Source organism: uncultured Cardiobacterium sp., assembly GCF_938028185.1.
In the GTDB taxonomy this organism is placed as follows: Bacteria; Pseudomonadota; Gammaproteobacteria; order Cardiobacteriales; family Cardiobacteriaceae; genus Cardiobacterium.
Map to the genome: position 1 here is coordinate 1 of NZ_CALJAH010000479.1, position 1,594 is coordinate 1,594.

The 1,594-nt window shown below is 60.5% G+C and carries 3 protein-coding genes; all 3 read right to left on the reverse strand.

All coding sequences use genetic code 11. The annotated features are described in order from the left end of the window. Positions 1 to 248: 248 nt before the first annotated feature. A complete protein-coding gene (locus tag Q0349_RS13895; RefSeq protein WP_298081613.1) occupies positions 249 to 875 on the reverse strand; it encodes a YdbL family protein in 627 nt (208 codons plus the stop codon). An 18-nt stretch (positions 876 to 893) separates the two neighbouring features. Continuing rightward, positions 894 to 1,463, reverse strand: a complete 570-nt coding sequence (efp, locus tag Q0349_RS13900; protein ID WP_298081614.1) for an elongation factor P — start codon at positions 1,461 to 1,463, stop codon at positions 894 to 896. A gap of 36 nt (positions 1,464 to 1,499) precedes the next feature. Continuing rightward, positions 1,500 to 1,594, reverse strand: a 95-nt coding sequence (locus tag Q0349_RS13905; protein ID WP_298081615.1) for a DUF933 domain-containing protein, incomplete at its 5' end; no start/stop codon positions are given.

A 1,594-nucleotide genomic window follows, 5' to 3' on the forward strand; every position in this document is an offset into this window, starting at 1 on the left:
TTGGGGTGGGTATCCGGCGGGCGGTTTGCAGGCTAACCCCACCCCGGGCTTTCATCAAAATGAAAGCCCTGCCCCCGCAGGGGAAGGGGTATGTCAGCGGGTGTTTGGGTATTTGTTGCAGTCGCAGATTTGGGAAAGGTGCGCCAAGGCGCACCCTATAGTTGATGGTTTAGTCGGGGCGATGTGTCATAGCCGCCATATCTGTCTTGTTGTCAGGTTACGCGCTAACCCAACCTACGCTATTGCGGTTATTTTTGCTTCCAGCTGCCGCCGCTTTGGTACCACCAGCCGCTTTGTGCCTGGCTGATCCAGCGTTCGGCAAAGGTTTTCTGGATTTGTCCCGCCCAGCCCGGCTGGTTGTTGGCGTCCGCGATCGCCTGGTAGAGCGCTTTGCGGTCCTTGTTTTCGGCATTGACCAGTTGGTTCATGCGCGCGCGTTCGGCCATGCTGGCCGCGTTGGCGTCATGCACGGCGACGAGGCCGTCGCCGGTGAGGCCGACCGCGCCGCTGTCAAGGAAGGGGCGCAGTTCGCCGAAGCGGCTCGCCATGCGCGCCTTGATTTGTTCGATTTGTGGCGAGGAGGCGTTGAAGTCCACGTTTTGCGCGTGGGCTTCGCCGCTGATGGCGCTGAGTGCGGCGACGACGATGCGGCGCGGATCCAGCGCGCTGTGTTCGTTTTTCGCGCCGCTGTTTTTGGCAGCGGGCGGGGTTGTTGCCGCTTTTGTCGCCTCCGCTGCGCCGCCCTGCTGGTGCCAGACGTCAAGGATGATTTGGTCTGCCGCTTTTTCTGCCGCTGCCGCCGGGAAGTAGATGTTGACGGTGACGCAGGAGACGACGGCGATGGGGGCGAGCAGGGCGAGGCTGCGTTTGTACATGGGACTCCTCCCGGCGGGTTATTCTTTGGCGCGTCCGAGGTATTCGCCGCTGCGAGTATCGACGCGGATGACGTCGCCGATGTTCATGAACAGCGGTACGCGCACCACGGCGCCGGTTTCCAGGGTTGCCGGTTTGCCGCCACCGCCGGAGGTGTCGCCGCGCAGGCCGGGGTCGGTATCGACGACTTTGAGTTCGACGAAGTTCGGCGCGGTGACGCTGATGATGTTGCCGTTCCAGAGGACGACGGTACACAGCGCCTGTTCCAGCATCCATTTGTCGGCATCGGCAACGGCGGCCTGGTCGGCTTGCAGTTGTTCAAAGGTTTCCGGGTGCATGAAGTGCCAGCTGCTTTCGTCTTTGTAGAGGTACTGCATTTCGGTTTCGTGGACGTCGGCGGCTTCGACGCTGTCGCCGGATTTGAAGGTGCGCTCGATGACGCGGCCAGTTTTGAGGTTGCGCACTTTGACGCGGTTGAAGGCTTGTCCTTTGCCGGGCTTGACGAATTCGTTTTCGACGATGTTGTACGGGTCGCCGTCCAGCATGATTTTCAGGCCAGCCTTGAATTCGTTGGTTGAGTAGTTCGCCATGGTTTTGCTCCTTGTGGAAATGGGTGGGTAATGGGGTTAGACGTTGAAACGGAAATGGATGACGTCGCCTTCCTGGACGCGGTAGTCCTTGCCTTCGAGGCGCCATTTACCCGCTTCTTTCGCGCCAGCTT

Excerpts from the sequence above, each read along its gene's own strand:
- Q0349_RS13895 (WP_298081613.1), bottom strand. The coding sequence starts at position 875 with ATGTACAAACGCAGCCTCGCCCTGCTCGCCCCCATCGCCGTCGTCTCC.
- efp (WP_298081614.1), bottom strand. The coding sequence starts at position 1,463 with ATGGCGAACTACTCAACCAACGAATTCAAGGCTGGCCTGAAAATCATG.